The organism is Aeromonas sobria, from assembly GCF_000820145.1.
In the GTDB taxonomy this organism is placed as follows: Bacteria; Pseudomonadota; Gammaproteobacteria; order Enterobacterales; family Aeromonadaceae; genus Aeromonas; species Aeromonas sobria.
On sequence record NZ_CDBW01000038.1, the window covers coordinates 16,493 to 34,324 of the forward strand.

Here is a 17,832-nt window from a genome sequence, read left to right on the forward strand (position 1 = left end):
GTCAGCCCTCCACCTCGGCCACAAACTGGTGATCGGCCACCGAGAAGCGCACCCGGTTGATGGGTTCACCGGCCGAGAGGCGCTGCAGCAGTTGCAGGGAGACCGGCGGCAGCAGGGCGCCATCGATGACGGACTCCAGCATCCGCGCGCCGTTCTCGCTGCGATTGGCCCGCAGCAGGATCTCCTCGGCCACCTCGCTCTCCAGCACCACCTCGGCGCCGAAGCGCTCCTTGAGCAGCTTGACCAGCCGATTGAGTTTGCCACCGACGATCTGCACCAGGGTGTCGTGACCGAGCGGCAGGTAGGGGATCACCTCCATCCGCGCCAGCAGGGCCGGTTTGAAGAAGGCGGCCAGCTCCGGATAGAGCGCGTCCAGCAGCGCATCAGGCAGCTCGGCATGATCGACGATGGTCTGGAAACCAAGGTTGGAGGTGAGGAAGAAGACCACGTTCTTGCAGTCGATGATCCGCCCTTCCCCATCAGCCAGCTCGCCCTTGTCGAACGCCTGATAGAAGAGGTTGAGCACGTCCGGGTGGGCTTTTTCCACCTCGTCCAGCAGCACTACTGAGTAGGGTTTCTGCCGAATGGCTTCGGTCAGCACGCCACCCTCGCCAAAGCCGACATAGCCGGGAGGCGAGCCGATCAGACGGGAGACGGTGTGCTTCTCCTGATACTCGGACATGTTGATGGTGGTGAGATACTGGCGACCGCCAAACATCAACTCGGCAATCTGCAACACGGTTTCGGTCTTGCCGACCCCGCTCGGCCCCACCAGCAGGAAGGCCCCCAGCGGACGACCCGGACGCCGCAGGTCGGCGCGGGCGGTCAGCAAGTGTTTGTGCAGGTGGGCTACCGCCACATCTTGCCCCTTGATCAGCTCGCCAAGGTACTCCGGCAGACGGGTCACCACATCCAGCTCCCCCTGGGAGATGCGATTGAGGGGCACCCCGGTCCACTCGGCGATTACCGCAGCGACCTGAGTCTTGTCGACATGGGCAGAGACCAGCACCTCACCCTGTTGCAGTTCGGCCAGTTCGCGTTCAAGCCCGGCAAGCTGCTCGACGGCCGCTTGCGGATCGAGGGGAGCATCGGCCAGATCCAGCGCCTCTCTGGTCAGCATCTCATCCTGCTGATCGGCCAGCAGGGCGGCACGCAGCTCGACAATCCGATGCACCAGCCCCTGTTGCTGCTGCCACTGGGCCTCCTGCTCACGCAGGGTGTCACGGCAGGTCTGCTGGGCCGTTTGCAGTTCGGCGAGGCGCTCATCGTTGTCACCCAGACCGATCAGGCTCTGGCGCTCCAGCTGACGGATCTCCAGCTCACGCTGGCGCAGTTCGTTTTGCAAATGGCTGACGGCGCGCGGCGGCGTGGTGAGGTTGATGGCTACCCGAGCACAGGCGGTGTCGAGCACGTCGATCGCCTTGTCCGGCAGCTGACGGCCGGAGATATAACGGGCAGAGAGCTGGGCGGCGGCTTGCAGCGCCTCCTCATCAATCAGTACCCCGTGGGCCTTTTCGTAGATGCTGCGCAGACCGCGCAGGATCACGGTGGCTTCGTCGGCATTGGGTTCCCCCACCTTCACCAGCTGGAAGCGGCGCGACAGGGCGGCATCTTTTTCCACGTACTTCTTGTACTCGCCCCAGGTGGTGGCGGCGATGGTGCGCAGCTCGCCCCGGGCCAGCGCGGGCTTGATCAGGTTGGAGACATCCAGACCACCGGCCTGATTGCCCGCCCCGATCAGGGTGTGGGCCTCATCGATAAAGAGGATGACAGGACGCACCGCATCCTTGACCTCCTGCATCACCCCCTTGAAACGCTTCTCGAACTCCCCCTTGACCGAGGCGCCCGCCTGCATGGCGCCGAGATCCAGGGTCATCAGCTCCACATCGCGCAATTTTTCCGGCACCTGGCCCGCGACGATACGCAGCGCCAACCCTTCGATCAGGGCGCTTTTACCGACGCCCGCCTCCCCCACCACGATGGGGTTGTTTTTACGACGACGGGAGAGGATGTCGATCATCAGATCGATCTCATGATCCCGGCAGAGCACCGGATCCAGTGTTCCCTGACGGGCCTGTTCGGTGACGTTGAAGGTAAAACGGGCCAACAGGCTGGCGTCAGCGGGCAGCGCGGCCTGAGTCGAAGTGCCGTTGGCAGAAACGGTAACTTGGGTCTCGGCAGACTCTTTCACCCACTCATCGAACTGCTGGCGCAGCAGCTCGCGATTGACGTTGGCCAACAGGCGCGTCACCGACCCCGGCAGGTAACGCTGGGGGGTCATCAGCAGCACCAGCAGCATGACGCCGCTGCGCAGTTGGCCGTGTTGCAGCTCGGCAGAGGCGAGCAGCCAGCTGTCTTGCAGCCACTCCACCAAGAGCGGCGAGAAGGAGGGATAACCCTGACCATAACCGTTATCGGCCTCCGAGGGTTGCAGCAGGATCTTTAACTCCTCAACCTCGACCTCGGCCCGTTTGAGGATCTGGCGCACATCGCTGAGGGGGGTATCCAGCATCTTCAGCAGCAGGTGCTCGATGCGGATCTCGGCGCCCTGATGATTGACACAGAGGGCCGCAGCCTCCTCCAGCATGTGACGACAGATGGGGTTGAGTCTTTCCACCAGTACCGGTAGCTCTATACGAATCAAGGCGTGCTCTCCTTAAGTATTTATTTTAATAATTCGCCCAGTTGACGCAGTACGTCCTGGGTCTGGTTATTGAGTTGGTGGTGATAGAGGCCAAAGATGATGGCCAGGATCAGCGCGCCCCCCATAAACAGGGTGCGCAGGGAGACTTGCTTGCGCAGCTGGTAGCGAGACGCCTGCTGACCGAGATCGAGATGAAACACGCTGGGTGCCTCACCGCCACTTTCGAGTGACAGTTGCTTATGCAGTTGCTTGACGATCCGTTCAAACTCGTCACGGCCCTGGCTCATCACCTTGTAGCGCCCCTCAAAACCGAGGCACAGGCAGAGATAGATGAACTCCAGAATGTCGCGATAGCGCACCGGATCTTCCTGCAGACGCGCCAGCAGCACGAACACCTTCTCGCCGCCCCAGGTCTCGTTGTGGAAACGGGTCAGCAGCGAGTGTTCCGACCATTCGCTCTGGCTGCCCCAGTCGCGGCCCATCACCGCCTCATCGATGAAGGTGCAGAGGATGTAGCGAAACGAGAGGACGACGCCGTTCTCGTAACCCTGCGCCATCAACTCCTGCTCGATGGCCTGGATCTCGGTCACCACCCGCTGATAGAGCTCGGGCACCCGATCGTAGCGCGACAGCAGCCGTACCCGTTGCACCAGCCCCAGCAGCGGGGTCACCGCATCGATCATCGGATTGATGCTCTGGCCACGCAGGCGGAACCAGTAGTCCGAATCCATGTCCAGCTGTTCGGCGTGATCGAACAGCAGGTCGCTCAGTTGCTCGTTGTTGATAATGTCCGTGGTCATCTCTGCTTGTTTCCTTGATGCGATCACTGGCTACGGATGGCCCAGAGCTGCATGTCGAGCTCGGGGAAATCGCCGGCAATGTGGAAGGCGAGCGTATTGCTGACCGCCAGCATCTGCCAGGCAGGGCTCTGACGGTCGAGCTGGAAGTAGCTGTAACCAGCGTGATAGGGCAACTGACGCGGTGCCACCGGCAGCGGCAGCAGCGGAATACCGGGCAACTGCAGGCTGATGAGTTCGCGGATCTTGTCGCTCGACGCCACCTTGGTCTGCTGCAGCAACTGCTTGCGCAGCTGCTCCTGCGGCATGCGGGCGCGCACCGCTAGCACGAAGTCGGCGCTTTGCATCAACTCGCTCTCATTGACCATGGCCACCATGACGCCGTACTGGTGCTTGCGCAGCTGGATGGAGACGGCACGTGGCGACAGCACGGTACTGAGCGCCTGACGCAGGGCCAGCATCACCGGCTCGAAGCTCACCTGCTGATCGTCATGACGATAGGCGGGGAACTCGGGCGGCAGACGGGACTCGTCGGTAAAGGTCATCAACTCGCCACAAAGCTGCACCAGCGCCTCGTGCAACCGCTCGGGGTGCAGGGTACCAAGACGCGCCAGATGGGAGAGCTGTGGCTGAGCCCGGTTAAGCAGTTGCAACATCATGAACTCGGCCACATCGGCCACCCCCTGCTGTCCCGGCGCGGCGATGCGCTGGGAGAGGCTGCGAGCCCGCTCGGCCACGAGGCCAGCCGATTCGCCGAGGAAGCGCTTGAGGGTCGGAATGGCAGAGACACTGATACTGCAAGGCATGAAGTTGGGATCCAGCACCAGACCGCCATCCGGGCGCTTGTCCAGAATGCGGGCGATGGCGAGGGACGCATAGGCGCTGCGGTCTTCCCGCTCCAGCATCAACCGCAAGCTGACCCGCCCCACTTCGAGGGAGACCACGTCGCCCCCTTCGCTGTGCAGATCTCGCACATCGTGGCGATGGGCCTGCAAACGGGTGGCCACCTGACCGCCCTGATTGACCTCGTTGACCCCGCTCACCGAGAGCGGCAGCGCCAGATAGATCTTCTGGTTGGCCACCGAGGCATCGGTGATCTCCAGCGGGGTCGGCAGCACATCATCGTTCGGGATGTTGAAGACGGTGCCGTCCGGCAGAATACCGGTGGCCCCCACCAGGGCGATCCGGCCAAAGCCGAGATAATCCTCGTTGATGGCGAGCGACTGCAGCCCGTAGAAATAGTCGGACAGCGCGCTCAAACGCGCGTGCAGCGCGTAATCTGAATGTCTCTGTTGTTGCTGGAAGTGCTGGGGCTTGATAAAGAGCCCTTCACGCCAGATAACCCGATTTCGACTCGACATAATTATTCTTCTTCTTTTTGTAGTTCCACTTCATCCAGACGCAGGTGCACCAGGATTTGATAGGCCGTCCCCTTGCTCTTGACCTTGATGACCTTGCGCCACTCGGCGCTGTCCGGATCGGCGTACCGTGCAATCACGCCGATGTAACGGGTCTTCTCGTCAAGCTTGACGGGGGGCAGGTATTTGAACTGGCCGGGCAGCAAGGTGTACTCCTGATGATCCAGATAGTTCTTGCCAAGGGCCTTCTCTACATCTGCCGTCACCTGGTCATAATCGGTGGCGAGCAGCTTGGAATCTTCGGCCAGCAGCACCACCTGAAACTCAATGGGTGCCGCCTCCCCACTCTCGTTGGGGTTGACGTCAGGCTCTGCCAACAGGCTGAGCCCCAGGGTGGAGGGCTGGTCATCATTGCTCCCCACCTGGATATCCGGATCCATGGCCACATCGGCCATCTTGCCCATGGTGGTACATCCGGCCAGGACCAGCAGACAGGTCCCGAGCCACAGTGCACGTATCATCAAATAAGTCCCTGTTGCTGACGCACAGCCTGGTCATACGCCTGGGCGTAAACCTGATGGAACAGCTTGTCGAACCCCTGCTGACGGGCGGAGGTGAGCTCGCGGTAGTAGTGCTGGTACATGTTCCAGGCCCAGCCTTCATCGGCCACCCCCGGGGCACCGGTACGGCGATAGTGCTCGAAACGGCCGAGCAGCGCCTCGGGCGAGAAGGCCTGCAGGATGCTGTCAAGGGCCGCGCCTATGGCCTTCTGGTTCGCCACGTGATGAATACGCACGTTGCGCAGACTCTCGGCCACCGCCGCCGGGGCTGTCAGATGGACCGGGCTCTTCTGCTCGGCAAACATCACCGCCAGAGTCTCGTCATAATCGAGGCCAAGGCGCAGCGGGTTATCCTCGATGGGGCGCAGGTGCCTGTCTGCCAGCGCTGCCTGATCGGTCTGCAGTTGCAGCAGTCCCTCCACCATGGCGCGCACCGTCTTGCCCATCTCTTCGAGCATGTCGTGGGCCTGCTGGGTATCCTGCAGCTGCAACGGCTGACCCAAACCACGCATCAACGGCGTCAGAGCGACATGGTCAACGCCATTCAGTGGCTGGAAGTCGGGATGATTCTCGATGGTGGGCATATCCAGAAATTCTTGGTTCATGGTGTTCTCGACGGCAGAAAATGGAGCAAGGGATACGGTGTCCATATCCGGTTGAAAATGCGGCTGGGCCTGCAGGCGGGCGTCCATCAGCGGGCTTGGGGCCGCACGTTCCTGCTGTAATGCCAGCAGGGGGTCGACCGCGAGGGCCCGTGGATCATCCTGGGTCTGGGCGTTGTGGAGATCGCTGGCCAACCACTCATCAAGCTGCTCGGTCGGACGGTTGCCCAGCACCTGCTGCAAGCTCTGCTCGGGGGAGATGGCACCGAGATAGGCTCTCAGGCGAAAAGGGCCGACAATTAGCTCGTCACCCTGCTCGAGGTTGACCTTGCGGGCCCGCCCGATGGGCGAGGTCGCACCGTTGATGTAGGTTTGGCCGCTGAGATCGCACAGGCAAAAACGACCGTCATTGAGCTCGACGCGTGCATGGGCAGGCATCACAGCCCCCAGCCTGTCTCGCAGTTGCCAGTCATCCTGTTCGGAGGAGCCCAGGGTTCCCCCCATCTCGTCGAAGCGATATTGCACCTGCTGGCTGCCGTCGAGCTGCTCGCTGTTAAGCACCACCAGAGATAGTTGCTGGTTAAAATCGTCCACATTCACTCCTGCATATATTCCTACACTGAATTTCCTGCGCTTATTCCTGTACACAGATCGTCACGAACGGGTCACTCGGCGGTTGACCGAGAAAGGTACTCCACCCCAGGCGCGCACTCTGCTCCTCCCCCAATCGCAGCCCTTTGGCCTGCTCCTGACCGAAGCCAAGCCGCAGATCCCAAGCCAGCTGATCACGCAAGATGAAGGAGACAAAAGTCACCAGGGCGTGGAAATGCTCCCCGTTCGGGAGAAATCCGAGAAACTGGCCAAAACTCAGATCATTGATTTTCAATAAAAACTTGCCGGCACAATCATTGACCTTGTCACCGATGACGAAGTCGCTGCCCAGGGTGGCGCAAGCACCGCCCAGGCGGTTTTGCTGATCCTGATGGATCGGCACCTTGCGCCACTGCCAGGCACTCACCTCCACATCCGCCAGATCAAAACAGTGAGCCACCAGACCGGCGACCACCTCGGGAGAACGGCTGGGACTGGCCAGCATGCCCGCATAGGAGAGCATCTTGGCGCGGTTGACCGGCAGGCTCTGGCACACGGCGTCATTGCCAAGCCCCACCAGCGCAAACATCAGGCGGGAGAAACCATCCTCGCCATCGTCCTGAAAACGGACGTGGTAGCGATACTTGCGCCAGATCCGGTGCAGCAGGGTCAGCAGGCGGTGGTGGAAGAAATCCAGGAAAAGACCGAGTTTCTGCTCCCCCTGGGCGTACTCCCACGCCAGCGAGTCGAGGTAATAACCGGGCATCGGCGACTGGCTGCCGTGCAGACCCAGAAAAGCCACTTCCAGCTCGTGACGTCCCTTGCCGTCGCGGCCAATCTGCAGCACGTCGCTGGTGGGAAACCCCAACGATGCGGTCGCCTTGAAACGAATATTCTCGTCACTCGGCAGATGATCGAGACCACGCTCCTGATCGGCACCATCCAGCCGGTTGAGCAGTTCAACCAGCTGGAAGAAATTGAAACGGGGCGCCTCTTTGGCGGCGCTCACATCAGGGAGTGCTGACCGATCTGGACTGGCCACTGATAGCGCTCCTTGTTATCGAGATTGACCACCTCAAGCAGGTGGAAGGCGTTGACGCTGGCATAGAGCGAAAAGAAGTGCGCCAGCACGGTACTGAACAGGTAGAGCTCCCCTTCACTGCCAAAGGCGGACTGATGGATGGAGAGCACCGACTTGAGCCCGCGCACCGGCATGCCGCGCACCAGTCTGTCGACCGGGGTGGTCTCGATCTCCTCGATCCCCGCCAGCCGCTTGCGCGACCCCTGCTCCGCCTGCTTGTCGTGCAAAGCAGGAAAGTCATAGGTGCGCAGCACCTGCACCAGAGCGTCGCGGCGCAGCAGGGAGACATAGTTAAGGGACAGGTTGGAAATCAGGGTCCAGTGCAAACTGCCATCCAGTGCCGGGCGCAGCGGCCGGGTTGGCCGGATCAGATTGCGGAAGGTGGCAAACGACGGCGAGCTGCCGGTCGGCACGCAGATGCTGCCGACCTTGAGGCGGGCAGCGCGGGAGCGGTTGGTGCAGGTGAGCGCCACCGAAATCGACTCATCCAGATCGACCGTGGTGGTTTCATCACCCCGCACGAACGAGAGGCTGTGCTCGAAGCCATCACCGCTCACCGATTCCCTGACCCGCACCCGGTAATAGAGCGCCAGCCTGTGTTTGGCCCGCTCAATCTGGTGCTGAAAACTTTCGAACGGCTGATAGATGCGCGGTGTGCCGCGGGAGCGGCCCAGATTGCCCTCAACCCAGCCTTCAACCTGATCCACCGAGAAGATCTCGAAACTGTCGGCATAGCGATAGCTCGCCTTGAGCGGGTATTCCGCCTGACGACCGTTGAGATTGACCGGCTCGCTGTCGTGCTGAAACAGGTTGATGGCAGGCACGCAGTTGAGCATGAAAGAGTCAGGGCGGATCTTGAGTTCCGCCGGCAGCGGTCGGTCGAAACAGAAATGGATTTTGAATTCACTCACCGGTAGCGGCTGTTTGGGCCACTCGCCACCCGAGAGTTCAAAGAAGAGGAAGCTCTCCGGGAAGCAGAAATACTCCTGCAAGATCCGGTAGCCGGAGTAAACGTTGTTCGGATAGGGCAACAACGCATCATCGCGCTCGAAGCCGACCGATTTGAGAGCCTTGGCCTCCTGACGAAAGCGCTTGCCATCGATTTCCAACTCGATATGGGAGAGCTGGTTGGAGAGCCAGAAGTAGAGCTCATAAGCGGTGTAGCTATCACCACCGAGGAAGAAGCGCAGCTTATCCAGCTGCAACTCGCTGAGCGGCAGGGGGGCATGCAGCGCAATATCGAGCGAAATGGTCGAGAGATCGTTGCCACTTTGTGCCGTGACCTGGCGCATATCCGCTGGATAGACCCAGGCATCGTGACAAGTCTGAAAATGGCAGGTCACATCATCGATTGGCAGGCTGTCCAGCTGGCAACCCTGCCTGACCAGCGCCGGTTGGGCGATGGCCCCCGGAATGACCGAAAACTGCATGATGGTCATGCTGGGAACGGGACGCAGATAGTTCGGCCAGAGCATATTGAGCAGACCGTGGGTAAGCTCGGGAAACTCGTCCTCAATTTTGGCGCGCAGGTTGCCCGTGAGAAACGCAAAGCCTTCCAGCAGGCGTTCCACATCCGGGTCGGTATTCTGCTCCGACAAAAAACGGGTGAGTTCAGGATAGCTATCGGCAAATTCGCGCCCTTGCAGGCGCAAAAAAGCCAACTCATCCCTGAAGTAATGTTCCAGCGACATTGATCAGACCATGCGGTAGTGACGGTGACTGTCCATATGGACATTGAACGAGGTAACTTGCTCGATATGCTCCAGCTTCACATGGGCCGTCACCTGAAATGACATCTCGAGCGGACTCGTCTGATGGTCGGGTGAACGGACATCCACATGAATGATCCGCGGTTCATAACGACGGATACATTGCCGGATCGCCTCACGGATCCGTCCTTTGATATCCGCACTGCCCTGGGTCGCGTCATTGAGATCAATAACACCAAGATCAGGGGCGCTGCGGCAATTACCAGGACGGGTGTTGAGAATCTGCTCGAGCTGCCGTTTGACAGACTCAACCAGTTCATCAATTTCCGAACGGGGAGAAGGGCTCTGCCCCTCCCCCCGGATACGATCAAACAGGCTGGCCGCATTTCCTCTATCCCAGGAAGAGAGATACGGCATCGGGCCTTATTCCTTGTCCAGTCGACCTACCAGAGAGAGCTCGAAGCTCGCCCCCATGTACTTGAAGTGCGGACGCACAGCCATGGCAACCTGATACCAGCCCGGCTCACCTTCCACATCCAGCACTTTGATCTGGGCGGCGCGCAGCGGACGACGGCTACGGACGTCTGCCGGCGGGTTCTCCTGATCGGCAACAAACTGCTTGATCCAACCGTTCAGTTCACGTTCCAGATCCTGACGCTCTTTCCAGGAACCAATCTGCTCGCGCTGCAGCACTTTGATGTAGTGCGCAAGGCGGTTGATGATGAACATATAAGGCAGCTGGGTACCCAGCTTGTAGTTGGTCTCCGCTTCCTTGCCTTCCTTGGTGTTGGGGAACACCTTAGGTTTTTGCACCGAGTTGGCAGAGAAGAACGCCGCGTTATCGCTGTCTTTACGCATAGTCAGGGTGATGAAACCCTCTTCGGACAGCTCGTATTCACGACGGTCGGTGATCAGCACCTCGGTCGGGATCTTCGCTTGCAGCTGACCCATGGCTTCGTAGACATGCACCGGCAGATCATGAATAGCACCACCGCTCTGGGGGCCAATGATATTCGGGCACCAGCGGTACTTGGCGAAGCTGTCGGTCAGGGACGTGCCCATCAGATAGGCAGTGTTGCCCCACAGGTAGTGATCGTGATCCGAGCTGATATCTTCCTGATAGTTGAAGCCCTTGATAGGGTTCTCTGTCGGGTCATAAGGCAAACGAGCCAGGAAACGCGGTGCGGTCAGCCCCAGATAACGGGCATCTTCAGACTCACGCAATGCGCGCCACTTGGTGTAAGCCGGGCCTTCAAATACCGATTTGAGATCCTTGATGGAAGGCAGATCAGTAAAGCTGTCTACGCCAAAGAAAGCAGGCGCAACAGAGGAGATGAAGGGAGCGTGGGCCATGGCACCCACTGCACTGACATACTGCATCAGCTTGATGTCAGGTGAGCTGTGGGTGAAGGCGTAGTCACCAATCACAGCACCCACGGGTTGACCACCAAACTGGCCATAACCGGTGGAATAGACATGCTTGTAGAGGCCGGATTGGGTGATTTCTGGGGAAAACTCGAAATCTTCCAGCAGCTCTTCTTTGGTGGCATGCAAGACCTGGATCTTGATGTTTTCACGAAAATCGGTGCGATCTACCAGCAACTTGAGGGAGCGCCAGGAAGATTCCATCTCCTGCAGCTCTTTGGCATGCAGGATAACGTCCATCTGCTTGCTCAGCTTCTTGTCGAGCTCGACAATCATGCTGTCAACCAGTGCCTTGTTAACCGGATCGCTGGTGGTACCGCTGTCCAGAATATTGGCAATCAAGGCTGCAACGCCCTGCTTGGCGACACTGTAACCCTCATCCACCGGGGTAATACGAGCCTGCGCCATGATTTCGTCCAGCAAGGAGGACGAGGAGGCGACGGCCGCCCCCGCTTGAACCTGTTCTTCGACCAAAGACATGTTTATTCCTTTCTCGTCAATCAATACAACCAACCGATTACTCGACGGGCTTAATCAAATCCAGCTCTTTGAGCAGTTGCTCACGAGCCTCATCACTGGACAGCAGATCCTGCAAACGATTGCGGAAAGAAGGGATATTGCCCAATGGCCCCTTCAGTGCAACCAGCGCCTCGCGCAGCTCAAGCAACTTGCGCAGCTCGGGAACCTGTTGGGCAACGTGGTCAGGGGTAAAGTCTTCCAGAGACTGGATCTTGATCGAAACTGGCATCTCGTCCTGGCTGTTCTCTTCAAGGCGATTAGGAACGGAGAAGTTCAGTTCCAGTGCAGATTCTTTCATGACAGATGAGAAGTTATTCTTGTCGATAGAAACGGTCTGACGCTCCTCGATGGGCGTTTCTTCGTTACGGCCCTTCATGTTGCCGACCACCATCATGGTCAACGGAAGTTCGATTTCCGCCTGCTGACCACCGGTTGCCGGTACATATTTGATATTTATACGTTCTTTGGGCGCGACTGTTGCGCCGTCAATTCCTTTTCCCATGCTCTAGTACCCGATTTGAAGGTTTTATCAAGAGAAGCAAAGCTTATAGCTATTATCATCAGCGGCAACTGTAATAAATGACAGTTGAACTCCCCCCCTATTCAACAACGGAAAAAGAAAGTGTGGAGCAATTACTTTAATGTGAAATGACATATCAACCTGCTACTGCGACACAGCCCTCCTGGTAGGGCCGGCCTCTGCACCAGATTTATTTTATTTTGATGTAACTAAATCTCACCCATTATTCGCAATTAACACCTCCTTTTTCGCATTAAAAACAAAATGATTTAAATCAATAGGTTACAACCACAACCAAGCCAATAAAAACAACTTGCAAACTGTACCAACAAAAGCTTGCACGACACGTTTTTCTAGCGCCACACCCTGATGAGACAAATATTGACGCACTTAAGATAAAGGTTTGTGAGTTTTTATGAATGGTATAGCCACGCTTAATGGAAAACACCGCAAATGACAAAAAAATCATCAGAGTAATCTGACTCAGAAATAAGCAATTACGTACAACGATCACAGAAAAATAGAAATTAAGGCCATTCAACTGAGATATCCACGCAAATGAAAATAGGAATTTCGTCACCTCCAACACAATATTCACTCAATACCTCAGATGATAAATCACATCAAGCATCTACATGCGTACGCCAGTAATTGACGCAATTTCCATAAAAATCGACAACAGGTCTATCTCAGTCTCTGTCCTGATGACGAGAGTTCTGTACATTGCGCTCGCTACAGAGCAAACCTGCATAGGTTGGCACTTTTATGCAGTAGTTACCCACCACCAAACTGACTCTATTGCAATGCTTGCATGGCTCCATAACGCTCACGAAGGAATGGTGTCAAAGGTAGCGACCATAGGCTCCTGACAGTAGCTGCGAAGAAGATCACTTGGTGGCTGAAGACACATCTCGCGGCGCATCAGCAAGCACCGTAAAACGCTATCGACCATTGAATTATTGCGGGGAGAAAACGAGGGAGAGAAGCATGGGCATCCTCTCTATAAACAGGAGTGGCATACGTAACTGCATGCCACATTAATGTGTAATCTTACCTGTCAGGTGGTTTTCTGTCGGTGATCCTGATAGACCTTCTGCCACTTGGTATGCTCAGCCTTATCGCCTCTGGCCTGCCAGAAAGTACAGATGCTCTGTGCCAATTCTGCGGCCATGGCATGGTCGTTATCACGACGACAAATCAGATACTGGGCCAGCCAGTTTTGGTACTGCTTCTTAAACCGCTATCCAAATCAATTGACCAGATCGGTATCCGTCTTGGGCTGTGCCGCTCGGTAAGCGTCCATGACTGGAGCCCAAGCCATACCACTGGGAGTGGGGTATTGCTTGTAGGCATCCGTGTAATCTTTGTCAAAACGTGCCCAAGCATTTTTAAACTGACTGGATAGAGGGTAACGTTGATCATAAGGGTCATCAGTAACCTCTTTAGCAATCCCCCTGGCCAGCAAGATATCAGGCTTCACTTTGGCGTTGGTTAAAAATGCTTCCACATAGCCGCCGGTGGCCATACCTAAGCCAATGTTATCGCGACGTACTTCACGCCATTCATCCCTCACCTTGATGCGATAAGGTTGCGCAATCATGCGTTCCAGTTCTGCTGGCAAGGCTAGGCTAATGCGATAGCGCTTTTTATCATGGAATGAAATCCACTCTACCTCTACCTTATCAGGAGCGGGGTGAATATCACGACGCCCCTTGCCAATGCGCCAGCGATAATCTTTGGCCTTAAGAGCTTTAGGGCCGACAAAACCGGCAGAACCATTGGTCGAGGCATCCACCAACTTACCTTGACGATAAAAGAGTACCTCCGTCACCCATAACTCATCAGCGTTCGAACCCACCATATGGCGCCAGTCCAGTTGTTTGAGGTCTGTGGGGGCAGCTTGGCAGGCTGCGACTAACGGCAACAGCAGCAATAAGAGTATCCAGCGCATTAATAACCTCCCTTTTCATTACCCGTCAGCTTGCGGATCTCTTTGTCACCAACCCTATTGGGCTTGTTGACTAACCCGGTATCTGCGCTGTAGTGCAAGTAACTCAGTCGCAACTTTTGGTACATCTCGTCAGGTAAGCGTCGAGCCAAGTTGATCACCTCTCCGCGCCGTTTGGCCGCATCAACCCAGAGTTCATCGAGTTTTGCCAGGTTCACTGTGGGGTATGAAAGAGCGCTGTTCATCATCAAATCCCGTCGAGTGGGGTCCCACTCTATAAATGGCACTCCAGCATCCCGCGCCGCTTCCACCATCATGTGCAGCGGTATCCGTGAATATTCCCCCTCCACCACCCGGTGCAGAACCACATCGACGCAGATATTTCTATGCCCCCCAGATTGACTGCCCGTGATCGGCCCCAGAGCCCTGGGACGCACATTCAGATAACCAAGCTGAGTGGCATCACTATGGCTAGCCAGAGACACAACGCCCTTGCCCTTGCCCCAGCCTTGCCCAGCCCGCATCTTGGCATAAGCACTGGCATCGCGATATGCTTGGGCATCGATGGGATGAACATGTGGTATCGCATCGGTATTGAAGGTCGCGATCACGCAGTTTTCAGTGATCAGCGGTGATGCGTAGTTAGGATCACGCAAACTCCAGCGGCTGTAATAGCCGCCACCGATATCAGAGTGGGCGCCGGGAATAATCACTTCGGTAAAATTCTCCGCGAGTGCGGTGCCTGCGGCATCGTCGGTGATACGGGTCAAGTCAAAGTGATAGCGCCACTCGTCAGCCGCCACAATATGCACCACTCGTTCAGCACAATCAGGGGCCAGCGCCACATTACGTTTACCCCACAGATAGGAGCTGACCACGGTATCAAATAACCCGACAAACTGAATACGCACATCATCGCGGCTGGCCCAATCAAAGCCGGTCTTCAGGGGGATATCGGGGTCAGCAGCCATGGCCTCCACCAGTGGGTGGTCCCCTTTCTTATCGATACGGTTTACAAACTGGCGAGCAGCAGAGGCGCCCCGGCTAAAGCCAAAAACATCGAACTCGACCTTATGGATGCACTCAATAGTGGGCAATATGCTTTCAAGTTGTTCTTTTATCTCCGCAACAATTTGAGTACGACAAGCCTGTTCAACACGGGAGGCGCTGGAGGTCTGGCCCTTATCTGCCCCCAACCCTGCTGTGGCGTCATCCTCACCTTTGGCAGTGCCAATACCTTCAACATATACCGCTACTGTCAGCTCTGTTTCGGTTGGCCGTCTATACAGTTCATGTGCCTTGCCAATATTGGTGACGTCGTTTTTCTCGCTGTTATTAAGATCATCAGGCAACGCCCCTTCAAAACACTGCTCCAGCAATACCTGCTGCTCTTCCGGGCTGCATTGCGCCAAGGCGGTCTCCAATGCACTTTTCCCTTCCCTGTGCTTGAAGGTGTTGTTGGCGGTGCCATCAAAGAACACCCCGATACGCAGGGTGGTGAGCTGATAGCCCTTCACCTCAATCACGTAGGAGTGCTTGGTGATAAAGCGCGGTGGTTGGTCCCCGGCTTTGTGTCCTTCCGGTAGCGGCTGTTCTGGGTCAGTGAGGCAGAGGTCGCCGGTGGTCACTTTGACATGCTCGCGCTTCACATCGCAGTGCCCCCAAAACTTCTCGGTGTAGGCGGGAACCTGACTGGTTTCGCCCTCTTTCAGGGCTTCACGGGACTGAGCAGCTTTGAGCCAAGGTTGGGTCTCCAGCTTGACGGTGACCGGCCCCACCGCCAACCCTTGTACCAGGGCCGGGCCCTCTTTCAGGGTCACGGTTTTGCTGGTGCCACTGGCATCGGTCAAGGTGGCTTTTTGCCCCTTGAACGAGCGGTTCTGTTCATCGCGAACGTCTATCTCAATCCAGCAGTTGTTCTTCTCACAGGGGATGCAGTAGGGAGAAATCGCCATTAGCTGGCTCCTATCAATTCAGGGTGTTTGTTCAGCCAGTTATTCACCTGAGCCATTTCGTCGTCGGTCAGCATCAATGGCGCTCTGATGACATCTAGCGCCATGCTTGCCTGCAGTGTGAGAGCGCCAGCCACCACGCCATCAAGGACGTCGCCTGTCAGCCCAGCTTGATTGGCCTGCTTGAGGACGGTGGTAATGGCGGCTTCCGGATTGGGATGACGCGCCATCATCTCCTCCATCCGTTGCCAGAAGTGGCGAGAGAGGATGTAGGCGTGACGGCTTTCGTCATACAGCGGCGTCAGGTGGTGAGGCTGAATGCGAAACCAGGGGGCTTGGCGGGGATTAAGTTCGGTATCCGGCGTGCGTTGCCAGGCATTGTCGCTGGCCCACAGGCTTGAGCAGGGACCCAATACATCATCGAGCTCCTGCTGGCTCATGGTGGCCAGCATCTTGGGAAAGACTCGATTATCGGCATAGCGCAGCCACATCACCTCTCCTTCAAAAGCCACTTCTATCAGGCTTTGCCAGTGCGACAGGACGACATCGATAGCCGCATCGCTTGTGACGTATACGCAGCCCAGTTGCGGGTGAGCTGCAATAAACTCAGGAGCAGGGTTGGGCAGTAGCCAGGGGCCTTGTTCTGCTTGGTCCGCAAACGCCGTACCGGCAAACAAGGGGATGGCATTGGCACCGCCCTGATTGCAGTAGTCCGCCACGGCGGTGGTATCGAGCGCGGCATCGACGATGGCAAACAACTGGCCGGGGTGTTGGCTACGCCACTCTTGAAAAGTCATCTCTTACCTCTTTATGTGAAGAAATAAGGCTTGACTTGCGAGCCCATTTACAAGCCCAAACTGAACGGTTTCTTGAATGTAAATTCGCCACAGCCGACTCAGCCAAGATTTCATCAATGACGTCATATTGATTACCCGATAAATTGCTATTGCACCATTCAGATGACGTCATAATACGGCGACCTCAATAAGTCGCTTTATCCTGTTCCTGTTGTCCGATGCATTGTCAGAGGTTGGTATTGCACTCAGCAGGGAGACAAAGTCTTCGCTGTTGGAAGAAACCACTTTGTCTACCCGGAGTCTGGTCCGTGTTGGAAATAGCATTTCTGCCTCTCCTTTGAAGTGTGCTGCCTCTCCCAGGATGCGTCCCCTATGAGCGATAGGAAGGTGGATCCTCAACAAGGTATCATTGACCCACGCCTTATCTGGTGAGGTGCTCATGAATCCTGATTCAACAATGATATTGCCAACAACTGTAAATTGATCTCTCAAACCTCTGAGATCCGGCTTGTCCAGCGCCAACCCTCGGTACACAAAGTGCAGTTCCGGTGAGGCAGATAATTTCGCCAGCCCAGCTTCTACATCGCTGACATAAGCTAGCATTGCTTGGTCAAACTCAGCTTCTGATTCTGGTTCGTCATGCAAATAACTGCGGCTCAGCAACGTATCGATTGCTTCTTGCTTTTTGTAGGGACTATTTCGCAAATAGTTATTGAGCAGGGTGTAACCCTGAGCTGAATAATATCTGAGTGCCTCATCCTCTTTTGATATCTCTACCTTCCCCCATCTCCCCACAGGCTTATTGGTGGCTCCAGTGATAGGTGGTGGTGGGACAGGAGGTCCGCCAGCGCTCAAAGACGGTCGAGGTTGCGTTACTCCTCCGATAAGGGGAGGAGGGGGGACTGGCACGCCCATTGAGCAAGGTTTAACCAGTGGCGCGATGAACTTCATACTCTTTTGAATTACGCTCGCAGGGATAGTCGCTGGTGGTGCGGGCGGCACCTTCACCGCCCCCGGCAAGCCGGGCATTTGACCAGCCCAGCCGGAGCCAGAACCGGGACTGCCGCCAGAGTTCATCTTGATGGTGGGGCCGACCAGGGTGACACCGCTCGGGTCTACCTTCACAAAGCTACCGCCCACTTTGAGGGTGATTTCAGCCCCGGCCTCCAGCACGACCTTTTGACCCGACTTGAAGTGAATCTCCTGACCCGCTTCCACCAATAGTGCCTGTGCAATCTTCTGGTGTAGTGATGCATCCACCGTCAAGGAGTAATCGCCCTTGATGTGGTCGCGCTTCTCGCCTTCTACTGTCAGGTGGTCGTTGGCCTT

The 17,832-nt window shown here is 56.8% G+C and carries 14 protein-coding genes; all 14 read right to left on the bottom strand.

Going from position 1 to position 17,832, the window contains the following annotated elements; genetic code table 11:
* Window position 1 precedes the first annotated feature (1 nt).
* Window positions 2–2,644, bottom strand: a complete 2,643-nt coding sequence (gene tssH / locus BN1135_RS16775) for a type VI secretion system ATPase TssH (RefSeq protein WP_042023031.1) — start codon at window positions 2,642–2,644, stop codon at window positions 2–4.
* Window positions 2,645–2,664: 20 nt separating this feature from the next.
* Complete coding sequence (gene icmH, locus BN1135_RS16780) at window positions 2,665–3,444, bottom strand: type IVB secretion system protein IcmH/DotU (protein WP_042023032.1); 780 nt, start codon at window positions 3,442–3,444, stop codon at window positions 2,665–2,667.
* 23 nt (window positions 3,445–3,467) lie between these two features.
* Window positions 3,468–4,802 carry a type VI secretion system baseplate subunit TssK gene (gene tssK / locus BN1135_RS16785; RefSeq protein WP_042023033.1) on the bottom strand — a complete coding sequence of 445 codons (1,335 nt, stop codon included), beginning with the start codon at window positions 4,800–4,802 and terminating at the stop codon, window positions 3,468–3,470.
* A 2-nt stretch (window positions 4,803–4,804) separates the two neighbouring features.
* Window positions 4,805–5,320, bottom strand: coding sequence for a type VI secretion system lipoprotein TssJ (gene tssJ / locus BN1135_RS16790; protein ID WP_042023034.1), 516 nt, complete (start codon window positions 5,318–5,320; stop codon window positions 4,805–4,807).
* Window positions 5,320–6,555: a type VI secretion system-associated FHA domain protein TagH gene (gene tagH, locus BN1135_RS16795; protein ID WP_042023035.1), complete on the bottom strand. Its 1,236-nt coding sequence runs from the start codon at window positions 6,553–6,555 to the stop codon at window positions 5,320–5,322. The genes tssJ and tagH overlap by 1 nt, the downstream gene beginning before the upstream one ends.
* A 40-nt stretch (window positions 6,556–6,595) precedes the next feature.
* Window positions 6,596–7,594 carry a type VI secretion system baseplate subunit TssG gene (gene tssG, locus BN1135_RS16800; protein ID WP_042023036.1) on the bottom strand — a complete coding sequence of 333 codons (999 nt, stop codon included), beginning with the start codon at window positions 7,592–7,594 and terminating at the stop codon, window positions 6,596–6,598.
* Window positions 7,558–9,324, bottom strand: coding sequence for a type VI secretion system baseplate subunit TssF (tssF, locus tag BN1135_RS16805; RefSeq protein WP_042023037.1), 1,767 nt, complete (start codon window positions 9,322–9,324; stop codon window positions 7,558–7,560). Before tssF ends, tssG begins: the two co-directional genes overlap by 37 nt.
* 3 nt (window positions 9,325–9,327) lie before the next feature.
* A complete protein-coding gene (gene tssE / locus BN1135_RS16810) occupies window positions 9,328–9,759 on the bottom strand; it encodes a type VI secretion system baseplate subunit TssE (RefSeq protein WP_042023038.1) in 432 nt (143 codons plus the stop codon).
* Window positions 9,760–9,765: 6 nt separating this feature from the next.
* Window positions 9,766–11,247 carry a type VI secretion system contractile sheath large subunit gene (gene tssC, locus BN1135_RS16815; RefSeq protein ID WP_042023039.1) on the bottom strand — a complete coding sequence of 494 codons (1,482 nt, stop codon included), beginning with the start codon at window positions 11,245–11,247 and terminating at the stop codon, window positions 9,766–9,768.
* A 37-nt stretch (window positions 11,248–11,284) separates the two neighbouring features.
* Window positions 11,285–11,788: a type VI secretion system contractile sheath small subunit gene (gene tssB / locus BN1135_RS16820; protein WP_042023040.1), complete on the bottom strand. Its 504-nt coding sequence runs from the start codon at window positions 11,786–11,788 to the stop codon at window positions 11,285–11,287.
* A gap of 1,267 nt (window positions 11,789–13,055) precedes the next feature.
* Window positions 13,056–13,757: a DUF2931 family protein gene (locus BN1135_RS16825; protein WP_042023041.1), complete on the bottom strand. Its 702-nt coding sequence runs from the start codon at window positions 13,755–13,757 to the stop codon at window positions 13,056–13,058.
* On the bottom strand, window positions 13,757–15,709 hold the full coding sequence (locus BN1135_RS16830) for a T6SS phospholipase effector Tle1-like catalytic domain-containing protein (protein ID WP_042023042.1): 1,953 nt from the start codon (window positions 15,707–15,709) through the stop codon (window positions 13,757–13,759). Before BN1135_RS16830 ends, BN1135_RS16825 begins: the two co-directional genes overlap by 1 nt.
* Window positions 15,709–16,503, bottom strand: coding sequence for a DUF4123 domain-containing protein (locus BN1135_RS16835; RefSeq protein ID WP_042023043.1), 795 nt, complete (start codon window positions 16,501–16,503; stop codon window positions 15,709–15,711). The genes BN1135_RS16830 and BN1135_RS16835 overlap by 1 nt, the downstream gene beginning before the upstream one ends.
* Window positions 16,504–16,671: 168 nt before the next feature.
* Window positions 16,672–17,832, bottom strand: a 1,161-nt coding sequence (locus tag BN1135_RS21225; protein ID WP_317624015.1) for an ADP-ribosyltransferase, incomplete at its 5' end; no start/stop codon positions are given.

What these genes read in the sequence shown, in the direction of transcription:
- tssF (WP_042023037.1), bottom strand. Translation starts at nt 9,324, where the DNA reads ATGTCGCTGGAACATTACTTCAGGGATGAGTTGGCTTTTTTGCGCCTG.
- tssE (WP_042023038.1), bottom strand. Translation starts at nt 9,759, where the DNA reads ATGCCGTATCTCTCTTCCTGGGATAGAGGAAATGCGGCCAGCCTGTTT.
- BN1135_RS16835 (WP_042023043.1), bottom strand. Translation starts at nt 16,503, where the DNA reads ATGACTTTTCAAGAGTGGCGTAGCCAACACCCCGGCCAGTTGTTTGCC.
- tssC (WP_042023039.1), bottom strand. Translation starts at nt 11,247, where the DNA reads ATGTCTTTGGTCGAAGAACAGGTTCAAGCGGGGGCGGCCGTCGCCTCC.
- tssJ (WP_042023034.1), bottom strand. Translation starts at nt 5,320, where the DNA reads ATGATACGTGCACTGTGGCTCGGGACCTGTCTGCTGGTCCTGGCCGGA.
- tssB (WP_042023040.1), bottom strand. Translation starts at nt 11,788, where the DNA reads ATGGGAAAAGGAATTGACGGCGCAACAGTCGCGCCCAAAGAACGTATA.
- BN1135_RS16825 (WP_042023041.1), bottom strand. Translation starts at nt 13,757, where the DNA reads ATGCGCTGGATACTCTTATTGCTGCTGTTGCCGTTAGTCGCAGCCTGC.
- BN1135_RS16830 (WP_042023042.1), bottom strand. Translation starts at nt 15,709, where the DNA reads ATGGCGATTTCTCCCTACTGCATCCCCTGTGAGAAGAACAACTGCTGG.
- icmH (WP_042023032.1), bottom strand. Translation starts at nt 3,444, where the DNA reads ATGACCACGGACATTATCAACAACGAGCAACTGAGCGACCTGCTGTTC.
- tssK (WP_042023033.1), bottom strand. Translation starts at nt 4,802, where the DNA reads ATGTCGAGTCGAAATCGGGTTATCTGGCGTGAAGGGCTCTTTATCAAG.